We start from the raw sequence: 16652 nt of genomic DNA on the forward strand, positions 1-16652 counted from the left end.
ACATTCGGACTACCCCGTTATTATTTGACAGCACGTTGTGCTTGTTATTTTTGGTAATTTTTCAGATCACGCGAATCCTTCCACACGATTACACGACTGTCAATCGCGATTTGATGATTGAAAATAAGCCATTGATTTATTTAAATTAAAATAAACAACGAGAGAATTTTTATCGTCCCCCAAACGTCCCATTTCCGGTAACAATGATGTAAAAAATGGTGTCATTGAGAAACCTTGATTACCATTTTTCTTTACCGTTTAATTTGCACGCCGACATAACATTGCTTATTTCTTTACTTCTCTCATCAATTGACTGATTCGCATCGACGCGTTGCCGCCCTCGGCGCGCGTCACGGGCTTGCGCTACACTCGCCTGACCTATCAAAGACAGGAAATTCCCATGAGCACGAACATCGAAACCATTGCCGTCAATCGCAATGACGGCGCCACCGCAACGCTGGGCGATTACGCCGGCAAAGTGCGTCTGGTCGTCAACGTTGCGTCGAAGTGCGGCCTGACGCCGCAATACGAAGGCCTCGAGCGTCTGTACGAAGAGAAACGCGCCGCCGGCCTCGAAGTACTGGCCTTCCCCGCGAACAATTTCAAAGGTCAGGAGCCGGGTACCGACGCCGAAATCCTCGATTTCTGCACGACGCAATACAACGTCACGTTCCCGCTGTTCGCGAAGCTCTCAGCGTTGGGCGACGATCGCCACCCGCTCTACACGGCGCTCGTCGCGGCACAACCCGAGGCCATTGGCGAAGGCCCGTTCCGTGAGCGTCTGAAAGGATTTGGTGTCGAGCGGGAGAACCCCGCCGATGTGCTGTGGAACTTCGAGAAGTTCCTGATCGGCCGTAACGGTCAGGTCGTGGCCCGCTTCTCGCCGGACGTAAAGGCCGACGATCCGCGTCTCGTGGCTGCCATCGACGCCGAATTGGCCAAGTAAGCCCCGCACAGGGGACTCATCATCCCCTGAGTCGCACGCGCGTCTGGATTCGTGTCGTGACGGGTCAAGACCGCGCGATGGCCGATAGCTGGCGTTCACCCAGCGGCGTGACACGCAATACGCGCGGCTCACGCGTAGGTTCGAGCCACTTGGCTTGAAGGCATGTGCCGAGCAATGCCGCGCCCAGTGCGCCGCCGAGATGCGGTTTGCGCTCGCTCCAATCGGGGCAGGTGCAGGCGAAACGCCGGCGGCGGGCACGGGCGGAAGTCACGTCGACGCCAAGGGCCGTAAGGCCCGTGGTGCCCGCATCGGTCAGCGCAACATCGCTGCCGTCGATTCGAAGCCAGCGGTGCGCTCGCATCCGCTCGAAGAGCGCTACGGCGATCTCTCCGGCAAGATGGTCGTAACAAGTGCGCGCGTGACGTAGCGGGACGGGTGTGGCACGGCTGACCGGCACCGCACGCGGGCGCAGCTCTCTCGTTGCCAACACGGCGCTGGCCAGGGCTTCGATGGCGGCCGCCGTCTCCGGCGTAGCGATCCGGAAATATCGGTGCCGTCCGCGCGCTTCTTGCGCAAGCACGCCGCCATCCACAAGACGCGCCAGATGCCCGCTGGCGCTGGAGGGGGAAAGCCCGGCGATCAACGCCAGTTCTCCCGCCGGGCGAGCCGAACCATCCATCAACGCCCAGAGCATGGTCATGCGGCCCGCGTCCGCGAGCAGCGCCGCCAGCGAACTGACGCCGGGGGCATGATCTCTTGCGATGTCCACAGACAGACTCCCGTAAAGCACATGAGCCGCAGTATAGGCCCGCGAATGCGATCGACACTTCAGTGCGTCATGAAGCATGTCGGACCGATCACGCCTGAAGATAGGCGCCGTCGAGACCTTCCGTAGAGACGCCCTGCCATGTTCGCTGCCAACGTCGATGTCGCTACCGTACCGCCTCCGGCCAATGCGTTGGCTGCGGTCGTCCACCCGAATCCGTACCCATACTACGAGTCGCTCGCGCAGCAGCGTCCGTTCGACTTCGACGCCTCGCTGGGCATGTGGGTCGCCGCCGGGCCGCAAGCATTGGCGGCAGTGCTCGGTCACCCCGCCTGCGGCGTTCGGCCTGACGGAGCCACGGTGCCCGCAGCCTTGGCCGACGGTGCCGCCGGCGACTGGTTCGGTGCGCTCGTCCGCATGAACGACGGGGTCGCGCATGCCGCAATGAAACCGTGGTTGAAGACGCGCCTCGCCGCGCTACACGCCGATCACGCCACGCTCTCCGCACTGCGAGAGGCGAGCCAGGCCGCCTGCTCGGACGCCTACCTCGTGTGCGGCGAAGCCCTCCCCGCCCGCCTCGACGACTTCGTCTTTCGTCAGCCGATTTACGCACTCGCCGCCTGGCTCGGTGTTCCTTCCCCGCAGTGGGCGGACGTTTATGACGACGTCCGAAAGCTGGTCGCCGCCATGGCCGAATCAGCGAAGCCCTCGCCGCGTGCCGACGTGTTGGCGCGCGGACATAGCGCCGCCACAACGATGCGAGGTCGTGCGATACGCTGGCTCGAGCACCACGCCGGCTCGAACACCTGGTTGCAACACACCGCCCGGCATGCCGCACGCGACGACGCCGTCGACTATGGCGTTCTCACGGCGAATATCGCCGGCCTCTTCACGCAAACGCACGACGCCTGCGCGGGACTCGTGGCCAACAGTTTGCGCAGGCTTGCGCGGCACACGTTGCCAATGCCGCCGGCCGACGCCGCCCGCATAGCGCTTCCGGCCAATCTGCGTGTCGCCATCGCGGCTGTCGGCGAAGTCATCCGGCTCGATCCACCGGTGCAGAACACCCGGCGTTTCCTGCACGCGAGCGCCATCGTCGGTGAGCGGACGCTGGCGCGCGACGACTCGATACTCGTCGTGCTTGCCGCAGGATCTGCCGTTGCCTCGCCTGAAAGCCCCGCGTGGACCTTCGGACACGGCACGCACACATGCCCCGGACGCTCGCCTGCCAGTACGATCGCAGCCGTCGGCGTACAAACGATGCTCGACAGCGATGTCGATCTCGTGTCGATCGCCAACGGCATCGCCTATCACCCGCTCGGCAATGTTCGCATCGCGCGTTTTCACGAGGACGGCCCGTCGTCGTGACACACGCCTTTCGCCTGATCGGCTTTAGTTTTATTTGATGGAACATAAATTCCATCAGACAAAACAAGCTTGACCGCCTGAAGCCCCTGTAAACACAAGGCTTTGCGCGACGATACGGCTCCATTCCGGGATTTCGGGCAGGATGGCGGTTTCCTTTCGCGCATCGGCGTCACGACGTCCGGACGCGCGACCGTTTCGACTTCCGCAGATCTCATGTCCGACACACTCACTGACGGCATGCCCATGCCCGCCCGGCTCTGGGCCATTGCAACCGTCATGCTCGCCATCTCGCTCTCGGTGCTCGACAGCGCCATTGCGAACGTCGCGCTGCCCACCATCGCACGCGATCTGAACGCGAGTCCGGCCACGTCGATCTGGATCGTCAACGCCTACCAGCTCGCCATTACCATCTCACTGCTGCCGCTTGCCGCGTTGGGCGAGATCGTGGGCTATCGCCGCGTCTACACCGTCGGCCTGGCACTCTTCACGCTCGCCTCGCTGGCCTGCGCCCTCTCGGACTCACTCGTCACGCTCACGTTCGCACGCGTGGCGCAAGGCTTCGGTGCGGCCGGCATCATGAGCGTGAACACCGCACTCGTGAAAGCCATCTACCCGGCGCGCTGGCTCGGGCGCGGGGTCGCGCTCAACTCGCTCATCGTGGCGGTGTCGTCCGCCGCGGGTCCGACGATTGCCGCCGGGGTGCTGTCCATCGCGCACTGGCCGTGGCTCTTCGCCATCAATGTGCCGCTCGGCATCATCGCCTTAGCCATCGCCGTGCGCTCGCTGCCCGACACCGCCCGCGCCTCGCATCCGTTCGATTGGGCCGGCGCCGTGTTGAGCGCGCTCACCTTCGGGTTGCTCATCTCCGGCATCGACGCTTTCGGGCACGGGCAAGAATATTGGCTCGTGGCCGTCGAACTGGTTGCCGCCATCGCCATCGGCACGGTCTTCGTGCGACGCCAACGCACCCAACCCGTCCCGCTGCTCCCCGTCGACCTGCTGCGCATCCCGATTTTCGGGCTGTCGATCTGCACCTCGATGGCGTCGTTCTGCGCGCAAATGCTCGCATTCGTCTCACTGCCCTTTTTCCTTCAGGACACCCTCGGCTTCGATCACGTTCAGACCGGCTTGCTGATGACCGCGTGGCCGCTCACCATCGTTGTCGTCGCGCCGCTGGCCGGACGTCTGCTCGAGTACTACAAGCCAGGCCTGCTGGGCGGAATCGGTCTGGCCGCGCTCGCACTCGGCCTGCTCGCGCTCGCCCTGTTACCCGCACATCCGCATCCGATCGATATCGTCTGGCGCATGGCGCTGTGCGGTTTCGGCTTCGGCCTCTTCCAGTCGCCCAACAATTACGCGATGATCATGTCCGCCCCGCCCCATCGCAGCGGCGGCGCCAGCGGCATGCTGGGCACGGCACGCCTGACCGGACAGACGACCGGTGCCGCGCTCGTCGCCCTCGTTTTCAGCGTTTCGCCGGAAGGCTTCGGCACCCGGGCGTCGCTGTACCTCGCCGCCGCGTTCGCGGCGGTAGCCGCCGTGGTGAGCAGCCTGCGCACATTGCCGTCCGCCCAGCCGGACGCAAAATCGACCCGCGGATGACCGCCGCGCACGGGCGGTCCCGACAGGTTCACCCGGCCGTGCTACACTGCCGACCTTTTACGGCTCGCCTGCGTGGGCCGCAAACGCCATGAGTTTTTGCGCCATCGATTTCGGCACTTCGAATTCCGCCGTCGCCGTGCAAGACGGCGCGACCATGCGTCTGGTCGAACTGGAAGCCGGCTACGGCACGCTGCCGACCGCCGTATTTTTCAACGCCGACGAAGGCGGCCGTGCCTCATTCGGCCGTCAAGCCGTCTCCGATTATGTCGATGGCTACGACGGGCGCCTGATGCGCTCGCTCAAAAGCCTGCTGGGTTCATCCCTGATCGAAAGCACCACCGATCTCGGCAACGGCTCGGCGATGCGCTACATCGATATCATCGCCACATTCCTGCGCCATCTGCGCACACACGCGCTCAAGACCGACGGCGGCGATCTGCGTCAGGTGGTCATGGGCCGCCCGGTGTTCTTCGTCGACGACGACCCGCGCGCCGACGCCGCAGCGCAGCGCTCGCTCGAACAAAGCGCGCGCGACGTGGGATTCCAGGACGTCCAGTTCCAGTTCGAGCCGATTGCGGCCGCATTCGATTACGAGTCGCGCCTGACCAGCGAGCAGCAAGTCCTTGTCGTCGACATCGGCGGCGGGACGTCGGACTTCTCGCTCGTTCGCGTCGGACCGGAGCGCGCTCGCCATCTGGAGCGCAAGGGCGACGTGCTCGCTCACCACGGCGTACACATCGCCGGCACCGACTTCGACCGGCGCATCGAGCTGGCCACGATCCTGCGCGAACTCGGCTACAAAGCACTCGGCCCGGACGGCAAGGAAGTGCCCAACCGGATCTATTTCGATCTGGCGACGTGGCATCTCATCAATACCGTCTACACGCCCAAGCGCGTTGGCGAACTCGCGCTTACGGCGCATCTGTACGCCGATCCGGCGCATCACCGACGCCTCATGCGAACGGTGGAGCAACGCCTCGGGCATGCGCTCGTCGGTCATGCCGAAGACGCGAAGATCGAGGTGTCGTCGGGCGGTGAGACGTGCATCGACCTGTCCCTGATCGAACGCGAGTTGGCCATTGCGTTCTCGGAAGCGGGACTGATCGAAGCGGTCAGCGACGAAATCGCGAGCATCGCCGCAGGCGCCGTGCACACGGCTGCGCTGGCGGGATTGCGCGCCGAGGATGTCGATGCCCTCTATTTCACGGGCGGCTCCACCGGGCTTCGCTGCCTGTCCAGCGCGATGTGCGCGGCCTTCCCGAAAGCCACGCCGGTCTTCGGCGATCGTCTCGCCAGCGTGGCGCTGGGTCTGGGCATTCACGCCAAGCGCGTGTTTTCCTGAGCCTCTCCCCCCGCTGGCTCCAGCGCCGTCTGGCGATGGTGAAAAAAAGCGCGCGACCGAAAGGTCTGCGCGCTTTTTTCATGCCATGCGGCAAATCAGGTCGATCCGGTCAGACGAAGACCTGCCAAAGCAACAGCGTCATCGCCAACCCCACGACAGACACGATGGTCTGCAATACCGACCAGACCCACAGCGTCTCCTTCAGCTTGAGTCCGAAGTATTCGCGCACCATCCAGAAGCCGGCGTCGTTGACGTGGCAGAAGAACACCGATCCCGCCCCGATCGCCAGCGCGATGAGCGAGCCTTGCACCGGCGGCAGATGCATCACCAACGGCGCGACGATACCCGCCGTGGTAGTGGTGGCCACCGTTGCCGATCCCGTCGCCTGACGCAACGCCACGGCAATCAGCCAGGCCAGCAGAATGAGTGGCATATGCGTGCCGACGGCCACCTTGCCGATGGTCGTGGCAATGCCCGCTGTCACCAGCGCCTGCTTCAAGCCGCCACCTGCCCCGATCGTGAGCAGCAGCCCGGCAATCGGCGGCAGGGCGCGGCGCAGCGTCTCGCCCACCCGGGCGCGTGGCAATCCACGGCTCCAACCCAGCACGACGATAGCGACGACAACCGTCAGTGCCAGCGCAATGATCGGCTCGCCCAGAAAATTGAGCGCGTCGAACAACGGTGTCTCAGGCGTCAGCGCGATCTTCGCCAGCGTGCGCCCCAGCATCAGCACGACCGGCAACAGAATCACCAACAGCGCCGCCGCAAAGGGCGGTGGCGCTACATCGTCATCGCGCTTGGTGAACAGCTCGCCCAGTTGCTGTGGCGCTTCGACATGCAAACGCGGCGCGAGCCACATGCCATACAGCGGACCCGCCAGAATCACCGCAGGAATGGCGATGAGCAGGCCGAGTCCCATCGTCATGCCCAGATCCGCGTGCAACGCCGAGACGGCAATCAGCGGCCCTGGGTGCGGCGGCACCAGCGCGTGCAGCGTGGTCATGCCCGCGAGTGCCGGAATCGCCACGCGAAGGATTGGCGTATTGGCCCGGCGCGCCATCACGAAGATGATCGGGACCATCATCACCAGACCCACTTCGAAGAACAGCGGCAAGCCGATGATCATCGCGACCAGCGCCATCATCCACGGTAGCGCCGATCCCTTCGCGAACGTGAGCAGAACCGTCACGATCCGGTCGGCCGCCCCGGTGTCGGCCATCAACGCCCCGAGCATGGCCCCCAGCGCGATGATCATGCCGGCGTCACCCAGCAGGCCACCCGCCCCCTTGCTGAACGCGCCGGCCACCGCGTCGAGCGGCAATCCCGCGCCGAGACCGGCGATGAACGTGCCGATCAGGATCGACAGAAACGGCGACAGCTTGAGAGCGCTGATGAAGACGATGATGGCCACTAGGCCGACGAGACAGGACAGCAGAAGGCGAGTGTCGTGCGCTGCCCAGGGCACGACGTGGTTGACTAGCTCCACGATGATCCTTGGTGACGGGAAACGAGAACACCGGCGCGCAACTTGCGGCCGGTGTGTGCGGGCATTGTGCTACCGGAGGCAACCGCGTGCACGCACGGGCTGCAAGGCCCCGTGACACGGGGCGCGAGGGGGATTGCGGCAAGTTTCGGTCGTCGAAACGTCGCGGCCGCCGGGCCGCGTTACTGGAACGCGACCTCGTTGAAACTGCGCAGCTTGCGACTGTGCAGACGATCCAGACCGTTATCGCGCAACAGTTCCATCGCCTTCACACCGATCTTCAAATGCTGATCGACGCGCTCGCGATAGAAACGGTCCGCCATGCCGGGCAACTTCAGCTCGCCATGCAGCGGCTTGTCGCTCACGCACAGCAGCGTGCCATACGGCACCCGGAAACGAAAACCGTTCGCCGCAATGGTCGCGCTTTCCATGTCGAGCGCAATCGCACGGCTCTGGCTCATGCGCTGCACCGGCTCGCGGTGATCGCGCAACTCCCAGTTGCGATTGTCGACAGTGACCACCGTGCCCGTGCGCATCACGCGCTTGAGTTCGAAGTCGTCAAGTTGCGTGACGTCGGCCACCGCACGCTCGAGCGCGACCTGCACCTCTGCCAGCGGCGGCACCGGCACCCACAGCGGCAGATCGTCGTCGAGCACGTGATCCTCACGCACGTAGCCGTGCGCGAGGCAGTAGTCGCCCAGACGCTGCGAGTTACGCAGCCCGGCGCAGTGCCCCAGCATGACCCACGCATGCGGACGCAGCACGGCAATGTGATCGGTGATGGTCTTCGCGTTGGACGGTCCCACGCCGATGTTCACCATCGTGATACCGGTGTTGTCCGGGCGCACGAGGTGATACGCCGGCATTTGCGGCAAACGCGGCGGCGGCGTGCCCTGCGAGTCGCGCGCGTCGATATTCTGATTCCAGTGCGTGACGTTGCCCGGCTCCACGAATGCCGTGTACTGGCTGCGGTACTCGCGCTTTGCAGCATCGTCCGTTGCGCTCATCAGTTCCCGGCCCAGTTCGACGAACTCGTCGATATAGAACTGGTAATTCGTGAAGAGCACGTAGTTCTGGAAATGCTCGGGCGACGTCGCCGTGTAATGACGCAGACGATGCAGCGAATAGTCGACGCGCGGCGCAGTGAACAACGCAAGCGGCAGTATCTCGTCAGGCAGCGGATCGCGCGTGCCGTTCACGATACTGTCATCCATCGTGGCGAGGTCGGGCACGTCGAAGACCGTGCGCATGGCACGCAAGTGCGTCTGATCGAGATCGCCTTCGAGGTACACGCCGTCCTGATAGGCGAAGTGCACGGGAATCGGCTCGTCTGAGACGCCAACTTCAAACGCCACGCCGTGATTGTGGGCCAGACGCCGGAGTTGCTCGATGTAGTAGCTCTCGAACAGATCCGGCCGCGTGACCGTCGTCTGATAACTGCCGGGGCCGGACACAAAGCCATAGGACAAGCGCTTGTCCAGTTGGGTGATGTCTTCCGTGGTGATGCGAATGAACGGGTAATGCGCGCTCACCCGCCGCGCCTGATCTTTCTGCGTGGAAAAACGCTCGAAAGCGGCGCGAAGATACGCCGTGTTGGCATCGTAAATCGTCTTCAGGTAGGCGACGGCTTCCACCGGATCTGCGATCGATCGGGTGGCATGAACCGGTTCTTGTTCGGACATGCGCAAACCTCTTCTGTCTTTTTCATGATGTCGAGTATGCGCCTATTGTGACACGACTGTATGACGTCCGCGGGGCCCCTGCGTCATGCGGAGCCTCAGGGATGAGGCGCCACACGACGCGGGTAGCAAGGGACGTCGACAGTCGCTGGAAACGATGCCTGCGTCAGTCTTCGAGCCGCACGCCGACCTTGAGCGTGACCTGCCAGTGAGCGACCTTGCCGTCCTCGATATGGCCGCGTGTCTCGATGATTTCGAACCAGTTCAGATTGCGCAGCGTCTTGCTCGCGCGCTCGATGGCGCATTTGACGGCATCGTCGATGGACTTCGGCGACGAGCCGGTCAGCTCGATCTGCTTGTACACGTGATTCGTCATGACAGTCTCCGGGGTTGGTTTGGAGACTTCCCATGCTAGGCGTGTGCTACTGCGGGTGCAAGTCGGCGCATTCCGACGGACGGCCGCCCGGGCCTTCGATGGGATCGGACTCCGTGCTACCGTCATCGCGCTCGCACGCGGTCTGGTCGTGACGCAGCGTCGCCGGCACCACGGTATCGAGCGGCGTCGGCACGACGTTCATGAGATTGCGGCGCACCTTTTGCAGCAATTGCGTGAGCTGCACCGTCTCGAAGGCCGTCAGGCCATGAAGCGCCTCATTGCGCACTTTGTCGGAGAGTGCGCGGGCAACCTGCAACTGCTCGACAGCCGCGCGTGTGATAAACAGACGTTCGATACGAGGGTCTCGCGCGTCAGGACGGCGGCGTACCCAGCCCGCCTCTTCCATGCGATCGAGCATGCGGGCGAGCATCTGCGGCGGGGTTTCGAGAATGTCGCCCAACACTGTCCGACTCACGCCGCGATTGTCGGCGAGGTAGATAAGCAGGCGGCATTGGGCACGCGTCATCGGTAGCGTGCGTCGCGCAAACTGTTCTAAGCGGCGCCCGAACAGACGCTGGACGTCTGCCACGAGAAAGCCGAAACGTTGGGCGGAATCGGACACTTTCATACGCCAGCATTATGCTGAACATGTTAATTAATATCAAGCCGCCAAGGCTGCGGTACGGTGTTTCGCAAGCCGCTTCATGCACGAATGGCCACGGTGTCCGCCGTGGCCATTCGATTTGCCGCCTGGATCGCCCGAAACCCGAACGGCGTTCAGGCAACCGCCGGCGTGTCCGAATCCTGAGCGCTGCCATGCCTCAGCCAGTCGAGCGCGCCCTCGCCCGCCGTCTCCGCCCCCGGCCCGGCGCGGCGTATCGCAACGCCGACCGCCAGCACGTCGATGGCTGCGAGATGCAGAATCCGCGCGATCATCGTCACATGCGCCCCCATCGTCTCGACGTGGTCGTTTGGCAGGACAAGTGTCGCCTTGCGCGCGAGCGGCGAGTTGCGCGCGGTGAGCGCAATCACCTTCGCGCCGCGTGCCACGGCGATGTCGACGGCACGGTTCAGGTCCGCCGAGCGCCCCGATGCGGAAATCGCGACCACCACGTCACCGTCTCCGAGCAACCCCGCCGACGCCTGCAACAGATATGGATCGCCATAAGCGATGGTCGGCATGCCGAAACGGAAGAACTTGTAGTGGGCGTCCTGCGCAATCACGCCGGAATTGCCGAGCCCATAGAACTCGATGCGGTGCGCGCCGTCGAGCAGCGTGACGGCTGCCTCGACCGTGCGCGCGTCCAGATGCTCGCGCATCTGGAGAATCGACGACACGGTGTTGTCGAGCACCTTTGCACTGAACTCCGCCGCCGAGTCGCCCACATGCACCTGTCCGTGACGCACCGGCAGCGTGCCGGTCAACGCACTCGCGAGTTTGAGCTTGAAGTCAGACAGGCCCTGGCAGCCGAGCTTGCGGCAAAAGCGGATGACCGTGGGCTGACTCACTCGTGCCAGACGGGCGATTTCGGATACCGGCTCCGCGAGCAATGCGCGCGGCTGCCTGAGCGTGAGTTCCGCGACACGCTGTTCGGCCGGACTCAGCCGGTCGCGCAACCGATGCAAACGGTCGATCAACCCACCCGCCCCCGCCGCATGCGTGCCGAGTTGCTCGGCAAGCATGGCGGAAGTGCCGAGAAACGCCGGGTGATCGGCCGTAATGACGTACGTCGGAATCTTCTTCAAATAGCCTTCGAAACGGCCCTTCGCCTCGAAGCGCTGGCGAAACGGCGAGTTCTCGAACAGCTTGCCGAGCTTCGGGATCACGCCGCCGCCCAGATACACGCCGCCAACCGCGCCTAACGTAACGGCGACGTTGCCTGCGAGCGTGCCGAGCATCGCACAGAAGCAGTCGACCGTCTCACGCGCGAGCGCATCGCCTCCTTGCGCGAGCTTCACGATGGCGGGTGTCTCCAGCGGCTCCACCTCACGCCCTTCACGCCCTTCACGCCGGGCCAACGCCTGATAGACGAGCGCCATGCCGGGCCCGGCAACCAGCCGTTCGAACGAGACATGCGGGAAGTGCTGCCATGCGTAGCGCAACACATCGATTTCGCGCTCGTCCGCCGGGGCGAAGGTCGTGTGGCCGCCCTCACTGCCGAGCGCGATCCAGCGATCGCCCGCCGGAATAAGGCCGGACACGCCAACGCCGGTCCCCGGGCCGAGCAGGCCAATGACGCCGTTGGGCTGCGGCTCGCCCCCGCCCACCTGCCGCTTCTGCGTATCTGACAGGTAAGGCAGCGCCATGGCGAGCGCAGTGAAATCGTTGACGACCAGCAATGTCTCGAAGCCCAGCACGCGGCGCGTCGCCTCGATCGAGAAGTGCCAGTCGCGATTTGTCATGCGAATCTCATCGCCTTCGATGGGATTGGCAATGGCAATCGCCGCGTGCAGCACCGGTTCGGCGTGATCGGCCTCGTCGAGATAGGCGCGGATGACTTCGGGAACACCGGGATAGTCGTCGCAGGCATAGTCCCGGATCTCGACGAGATCGCCGGGTGCAATTTCCAGTGCGAAACGGGCGTTGGTGCCGCCGATGTCGGCCAGCAGTCGCGGACCGCTCATGTGCGGCGAATTATTCCTCACTCCAGAAGACATCGATCTTGACTCCTTCTCTGTGAATCAGCCGGGAGATGGCGTTGTCCTGTTCCTCGGTTTGCGCGGCTTCTAGCACTTCACGTTTGGCGGCGCCCTGAATCTGCAGAATGAGGCGCTCGCAAGCCGCCAGTGCCGTGAGCGACCACGACACGCGCAGATGCGGCGCGTGCTGCGGCTGTACGAGGACGAACTTGCGGTGAGTGGTAATCGCCTCGCGCCATTGCGGTGCGTCGGCGAAAAGCGATGCCGTATGCCCGTCCTCGCCCATGCCGAGCACGCACACTTGCGGCACGCCATGCGTCCAGGTGTCGTTGAGGGTTTGCACTTGCAGCGCGGCGTCGGTCGCCGTGTCGACAAGCGGCAACCATTGCGCGCCCGTTACGCCGGGCAGCAGTGTCTCGGCGACCAGACGCGCATTGCTGTCGGCATGCGCAGGCGGCACCCAGCGGTCGTCGACGAGGGTGATGGCAATGTCTCGCCACGCCACGGGCAACCGCGCCAATTGCGAGAGAAATGCCTTGGGACTTGTGCCGCCCGACACGGCCAGCAGCGCGCGCGGACGAATGGTCAGCGCTTCGTCGAGCCGCGCGGCAACGGCATTGGCCAGAGCCAGCGCCTGGGCTTCACGTGTAGGGAATATGCGCCAGTGAATCATGTGTGTCTGCCTCCGGTGTCCTTGGCTGCGGACTGGCCGCGCCGAACGATGACCGTGCCCCGCCCGGCGATCCGTCTCAAATATCTTCCTCGACCCAGCTCGCGCCGTATTGCGCCAGTAGCGCACTCGCGGCCGGCGGCCCCCACGTTCCGGCGGCGTAGCGCTTCGGCCCCTTGTGCTGACGCGACCAATATGCCTGGATCGGCGCGACCCAGCGCCACGCCTGCTCCTGCTCGTCTCGCCGGACGAAGAGCGCGAGACGGCCGTTGATGACGTCGAGCAGCAAACGCTCGTAGGCATCCATCCTGTGTCCCTTGAAGAACTGGTCGAAGGCCAGATCGAGGTGGACCGATTGCAGATTCATCCCCTCGCCCGGTTGCTTCGCCAGACAGTAAAGGCGGATGGATTCGTTTGGCTGAAGGCGGATCACGAGACGATTGGCGCCAGGGTGCGCCGTGGCCTCGCCCAACAGCGGATACGGCGTCGCGCGATAGTTGACGACGATCTCGGCCACGCGCTCGCCGAGTCGCTTGCCGGTGCGCAGGAAGAACGGCACGCCCGCCCAGCGCCAGTTGTCGATCTCGGCTTTCAGGGCGACAAACGTCTCGGTCTGGCTGTCGGCCGGCACCCCCGGCTCGTCGGCATAGGCCGGCACCGCAGACTTGTCGATGGCACCGCCACCGTACTGGCCGCGCACCACATTGCGGGCGACCGTTTCGTCGTTAAGCGGGCGCAGCGAACGCAATACGCGCAGCTTCTCGTCACGCACGGCATCGGCATCCATCGACAGCGGCGGCTCCATCGCCACGATGGCCAGCAGTTGCAGCAAGTGGTTCTGCACCATATCGCGCAGCGCGCCGGTCTGTTCGTAGAACTCACCGCGCCCCTCGACACCGATGGCCTCGGCAATCGTGATCTGAATGCTCTCGATCAACTCACGCCGCCACAAGGGCTCGAAGATGGCATTGCCGAAGCGCAGCGCCAGCAGGTTCTGCACGGCCTCTTTCCCAAGGTAGTGGTCGATACGATAGATCTGGTCTTCACGGAAGATGGCGCCCACGGCGTCGTTGATCGCCACCGACGAGGCCAGGTCATGCCCCAGCGGTTTCTCCAGCACGATGCGGCTGTTTTCGTTGAGCCCGGCGCTACGCAGCCCTTCGCAAATAGGGATGAATAACGAGGGACCGGTCGCCAGATAGAAGATGCGCACGCCCCTGCGCTGCGTCAGACGCTCGGCCAGCGCACCGAACTTCTCCTCGCGGCCCAGATCGAGCGGCATATAGTCGATGGTGGCGAGAAAGCGCTTCCAGGCATCCTCGTCCCAGACGTCGGGCTTGATGTGTTCGCGCGCATGTTCCTCACACCACGCACGGTACGAAGCGGCGTCCATCGGCTTGCGGGAAATGGCCAGAATGTGGCCGGTATCGGTGGCGGCGTCCGAGCCCAACTGGCCCGTCCGGAACGCCCGGAACAGGGCGGGCAGAACCTTGCGCAGCGACAAATCGCCGGTGGCGCCGAACAACACAAAGGTATAGGGTGAAGGCGTGTTCATAGCGAGCGTGGACTCCGTGCGACCTGACGACGACCGAACTTGGCAGACGCTCGGATGTCACTGAAGAAGCGCAACTTTGACACTGCATTGTAGTTTAACTACACTTCGAATCAACAAAATCTCGTGCTTTGACTACATCATCCGCCGATGATTTAGGCCAGGGCATCACGTCGAGCCGGCATGCGAACGGTGTCGCAGGCGTCTAACGCGCCGGTTGCGCCACCCCGCATCGGGCGCCCCACAACGTCACGGAATCACCATGACTCAGTCTTCGCACAACGTGTCGCTGCATCCGGTGGTAGAACGCGTGACCGAGCGCCTCATCGAGCGCAGCCGGTCGTCTCGTCAGGCTTATCTGGAAGGCGTCGCCCGCGCCACGCAGGGGCAACCCGGGCGCGAGACACTGGGGTGTGCCAACCTCGCGCACGCGCTGGCAGCCGCCCCCGCCGACGACCGTCTCAAGATCCGCGCCGAGCGCACACCCAACATCGGCATCGTCACCGCTTACAACGATATGCTTTCGGCGCATGCACCGTTCGTCGAGTTCCCCGACATCATCAAGTCCGCTGCACGGGCCCACGGCGCGAGCGCGCAGGTGGCCGGCGGCGTGCCCGCGATGTGCGATGGCGTGACGCAGGGGTACGCCGGGATGGAGCTATCGCTGTTCTCGCGCGACGTGATCGCCATGGCCTCGGTCATTGCGCTCTCGCACCAGATGTTCGATGCCGCGATGTTCCTCGGTGTGTGTGACAAGATCGTGCCGGGGCTCGTGATCGCCGCGCAGGCGTTCGGTCATCTGCCGGCCGTGTTCGCCCCGGCCGGCCCGATGCCCTCGGGGTTGCCCAACGACGAGAAGTCGCGCATCCGGCAGGAATACGCCGCCGGCCGCATCACGCGCGCGGCGTTGCTCGACGCCGAACTGGCCGCGTATCACACGGAAGGCACCTGCACGTTCTACGGCACGGCCAACAGCAATCAGATGCTCATGGAGTTCATGGGGCTTCATCTGCCGGGCACGTCGTTCGTCAATCCGCACACGCCGCTGCGTCATGCGCTCACACAGGCGGCCACCGCACGCGCCGTGGCGCTGGCGAAGTCGGGCATCAATACGTCTCACATTCTCGATGAACGCGCGTTCATCAACGGCGTTGTCGGTTTGCTCGCCACGGGCGGTTCGACCAACCATACGCTGCACCTTGTCGCCATGGCCCATGCGGGCGGCATTCTGCTCGACTGGCAGGACTTCGCCGATTTGTCGGACGTCACGCCGTTGCTCGCTCATGTCTATCCGAGCGGCAAGGCCGATGTGAATCAGTTCCACGCCGCCGGCGGCCTGAATTTCCTCATTCGCGAACTGCTCGACGCCGGCTTCCTGCACAACGACGTGACCACGGTCATGGGACACGGTCTGCGCGCGTATACGCAGGAAGCGCTTCTGCACGACGACGTGCTCTCGTGGCACGACGCCCCCAGCGACAGCCTCGACGAGACCATCGTGCGTCCGGCATCCCGGCCCTTCGCCCGCGAAGGCGGGTTGCGCATGCTCGAGGGCAATCTGGGACGCGCGGTCATCAAGTCGTCTGCCGTCAAACCGGAACATCAGACGGTGCGCGCCCCGGCGCGCGTGTTCTCCGATCAGGAATCGGCACAGGCCGCGTTCAAGGCGGGCGAATTGACGCGCGACGTCATTGTCGTGGTGCGCTTCCAGGGGCCGCGCGCGAACGGTATGCCCGAGTTGCACAAGCTCATGCCGATGCTCGGTCTGCTTCAGGACGAAGGCCACCATGTGGCGCTTGTGACTGACGGGCGAATGTCGGGAGCATCGGGCAAAGTGCCGGCGGCCATCCATCTCTCGCCCGAAGCGGAGCAAGGTGGCATGCTCGCGCGCGTGCAGGACGGCGACATCATCACCATCGACTGTGAAAAGAACCTGCTGCATTGCGAAGTCGACGACGCCACACTCGCCGCTCGCGCGCCGGAGCCCATGCCGCAGCGGCCATTCGACCCGTGGCGCAATGTGTTCCAGCGCTTCCGCGACAATGTCGGCACCGCACCGCACGGCGCATGCGTGCTGTTCAACGACGCGCAATATCCATCGCGGCGCTGAGGCTAGCGCCGCCGCGCGCGCCTCTGCCCCTTGTCTGTACGGCGTCAAAATCTTGACGCCGTTTTTATTTGCGCGTCCCTAGACTGGCCTCGTTGTCACTCTTGTCGTGAATCGACAC

13 protein-coding genes are annotated in these 16652 nt (G+C 64.1%); 5 read left to right on the plus strand and 8 right to left on the minus strand.

Annotated elements, in window-relative coordinates; all coding sequences use genetic code 11:
- Positions 1-400: 400 nt before the first annotated feature.
- Positions 401-946 carry a glutathione peroxidase gene (locus C266_RS03935; protein WP_010804401.1) on the plus strand — a complete coding sequence of 182 codons (546 nt, stop codon included), beginning with the start codon at positions 401-403 and terminating at the stop codon, positions 944-946.
- A gap of 64 nt (positions 947-1010) precedes the next feature.
- Here the strand turns inward: C266_RS03935 and C266_RS03940 are convergent, their stop codons facing one another.
- Entirely contained in the window at positions 1011-1646 is a 636-nt protein-coding gene (locus C266_RS03940; protein WP_051126133.1) for a helix-turn-helix transcriptional regulator, read from the minus strand.
- 207 nt (positions 1647-1853) lie between these two features.
- Between C266_RS03940 and C266_RS03945 the strand changes: the two genes are divergently transcribed.
- The 3 genes from C266_RS03945 to C266_RS03955 all read left to right on the plus strand — a co-directional run bounded on the left by C266_RS03945 (position 1854) and on the right by C266_RS03955 (position 6024).
- Entirely contained in the window at positions 1854-3080 is a 1227-nt protein-coding gene (locus tag C266_RS03945) for a cytochrome p450 oxidoreductase (protein ID WP_010804403.1), read from the plus strand.
- A gap of 213 nt (positions 3081-3293) precedes the next feature.
- Complete coding sequence (locus C266_RS03950; protein WP_010804404.1) at positions 3294-4682, plus strand: MFS transporter; 1389 nt, start codon at positions 3294-3296, stop codon at positions 4680-4682.
- An 88-nt stretch (positions 4683-4770) separates the two neighbouring features.
- Positions 4771-6024, plus strand: a complete 1254-nt coding sequence (locus tag C266_RS03955; protein WP_010804405.1) for an Hsp70 family protein — start codon at positions 4771-4773, stop codon at positions 6022-6024.
- 109 nt (positions 6025-6133) lie between these two features.
- Here C266_RS03955 and C266_RS03960 read toward each other — a convergent pair whose 3' ends face one another.
- The 7 genes from C266_RS03960 to zwf all read right to left on the minus strand — a co-directional run bounded on the left by C266_RS03960 (position 6134) and on the right by zwf (position 14427).
- The gene (locus tag C266_RS03960) at positions 6134-7510 is read right to left on the minus strand and encodes a gluconate:H+ symporter (protein WP_010804406.1); all 1377 of its coding nucleotides are present in this window, start codon (positions 7508-7510) and stop codon (positions 6134-6136) included.
- A gap of 179 nt (positions 7511-7689) precedes the next feature.
- Positions 7690-9189, minus strand: coding sequence for an AMP nucleosidase (locus C266_RS03965; RefSeq protein WP_010804407.1), 1500 nt, complete (start codon positions 9187-9189; stop codon positions 7690-7692).
- Between the two features lie 163 nt (positions 9190-9352).
- Positions 9353-9562 (minus strand): dodecin, encoded by a 210-nt coding sequence (locus tag C266_RS03970; RefSeq protein WP_010804408.1) that lies wholly within the window; start codon positions 9560-9562, stop codon positions 9353-9355.
- A 46-nt stretch (positions 9563-9608) separates the two neighbouring features.
- Positions 9609-10190 (minus strand): MarR family winged helix-turn-helix transcriptional regulator, encoded by a 582-nt coding sequence (locus C266_RS03975; RefSeq protein ID WP_010804409.1) that lies wholly within the window; start codon positions 10188-10190, stop codon positions 9609-9611.
- Positions 10191-10339: 149 nt separating this feature from the next.
- A complete protein-coding gene (locus C266_RS03980) occupies positions 10340-12220 on the minus strand; it encodes a bifunctional transcriptional regulator/glucokinase (protein WP_036661403.1) in 1881 nt (626 codons plus the stop codon).
- Entirely contained in the window at positions 12198-12875 is a 678-nt protein-coding gene (pgl, locus tag C266_RS03985; RefSeq protein WP_010804411.1) for a 6-phosphogluconolactonase, read from the minus strand. Before pgl ends, C266_RS03980 begins: the two co-directional genes overlap by 23 nt.
- A gap of 76 nt (positions 12876-12951) precedes the next feature.
- Positions 12952-14427 (minus strand): glucose-6-phosphate dehydrogenase, encoded by a 1476-nt coding sequence (zwf, locus tag C266_RS03990; protein ID WP_010804412.1) that lies wholly within the window; start codon positions 14425-14427, stop codon positions 12952-12954.
- Positions 14428-14686: 259 nt separating this feature from the next.
- Here zwf and edd point away from each other — a divergent pair, with 259 nt between their 5' ends.
- The gene (gene edd, locus C266_RS03995; RefSeq protein ID WP_010804413.1) at positions 14687-16534 is read left to right on the plus strand and encodes a phosphogluconate dehydratase; all 1848 of its coding nucleotides are present in this window, start codon (positions 14687-14689) and stop codon (positions 16532-16534) included.
- Positions 16535-16652 lie beyond the last annotated feature (118 nt).

The sequence above is a fragment of the Pandoraea sp. SD6-2 genome, from assembly GCF_000389825.1.
In the GTDB taxonomy this organism is placed as follows: domain Bacteria; phylum Pseudomonadota; class Gammaproteobacteria; order Burkholderiales; family Burkholderiaceae; genus Pandoraea; species Pandoraea communis.

Bases quoted from the DNA above. Each gene is read 5' to 3' on its own strand.
- C266_RS03975 (WP_010804409.1), bottom strand. From the start codon at position 10,190: ATGAAAGTGTCCGATTCCGCCCAACGTTTCGGCTTTCTCGTGGCAGAC.
- C266_RS03955 (WP_010804405.1), top strand. From the start codon at position 4,771: ATGAGTTTTTGCGCCATCGATTTCGGCACTTCGAATTCCGCCGTCGCC.
- pgl (WP_010804411.1), bottom strand. From the start codon at position 12,875: ATGATTCACTGGCGCATATTCCCTACACGTGAAGCCCAGGCGCTGGCT.
- C266_RS03950 (WP_010804404.1), top strand. From the start codon at position 3,294: ATGTCCGACACACTCACTGACGGCATGCCCATGCCCGCCCGGCTCTGG.
- zwf (WP_010804412.1), bottom strand. From the start codon at position 14,427: ATGAACACGCCTTCACCCTATACCTTTGTGTTGTTCGGCGCCACCGGC.
- C266_RS03945 (WP_010804403.1), top strand. From the start codon at position 1,854: ATGTTCGCTGCCAACGTCGATGTCGCTACCGTACCGCCTCCGGCCAAT.
- C266_RS03980 (WP_036661403.1), bottom strand. From the start codon at position 12,220: ATGTCTTCTGGAGTGAGGAATAATTCGCCGCACATGAGCGGTCCGCGA.
- C266_RS03940 (WP_051126133.1), bottom strand. From the start codon at position 1,646: ATGACCATGCTCTGGGCGTTGATGGATGGTTCGGCTCGCCCGGCGGGA.
- C266_RS03965 (WP_010804407.1), bottom strand. From the start codon at position 9,189: ATGTCCGAACAAGAACCGGTTCATGCCACCCGATCGATCGCAGATCCG.
- edd (WP_010804413.1), top strand. From the start codon at position 14,687: ATGACTCAGTCTTCGCACAACGTGTCGCTGCATCCGGTGGTAGAACGC.
- C266_RS03970 (WP_010804408.1), bottom strand. From the start codon at position 9,562: ATGACGAATCACGTGTACAAGCAGATCGAGCTGACCGGCTCGTCGCCG.
- C266_RS03935 (WP_010804401.1), top strand. From the start codon at position 401: ATGAGCACGAACATCGAAACCATTGCCGTCAATCGCAATGACGGCGCC.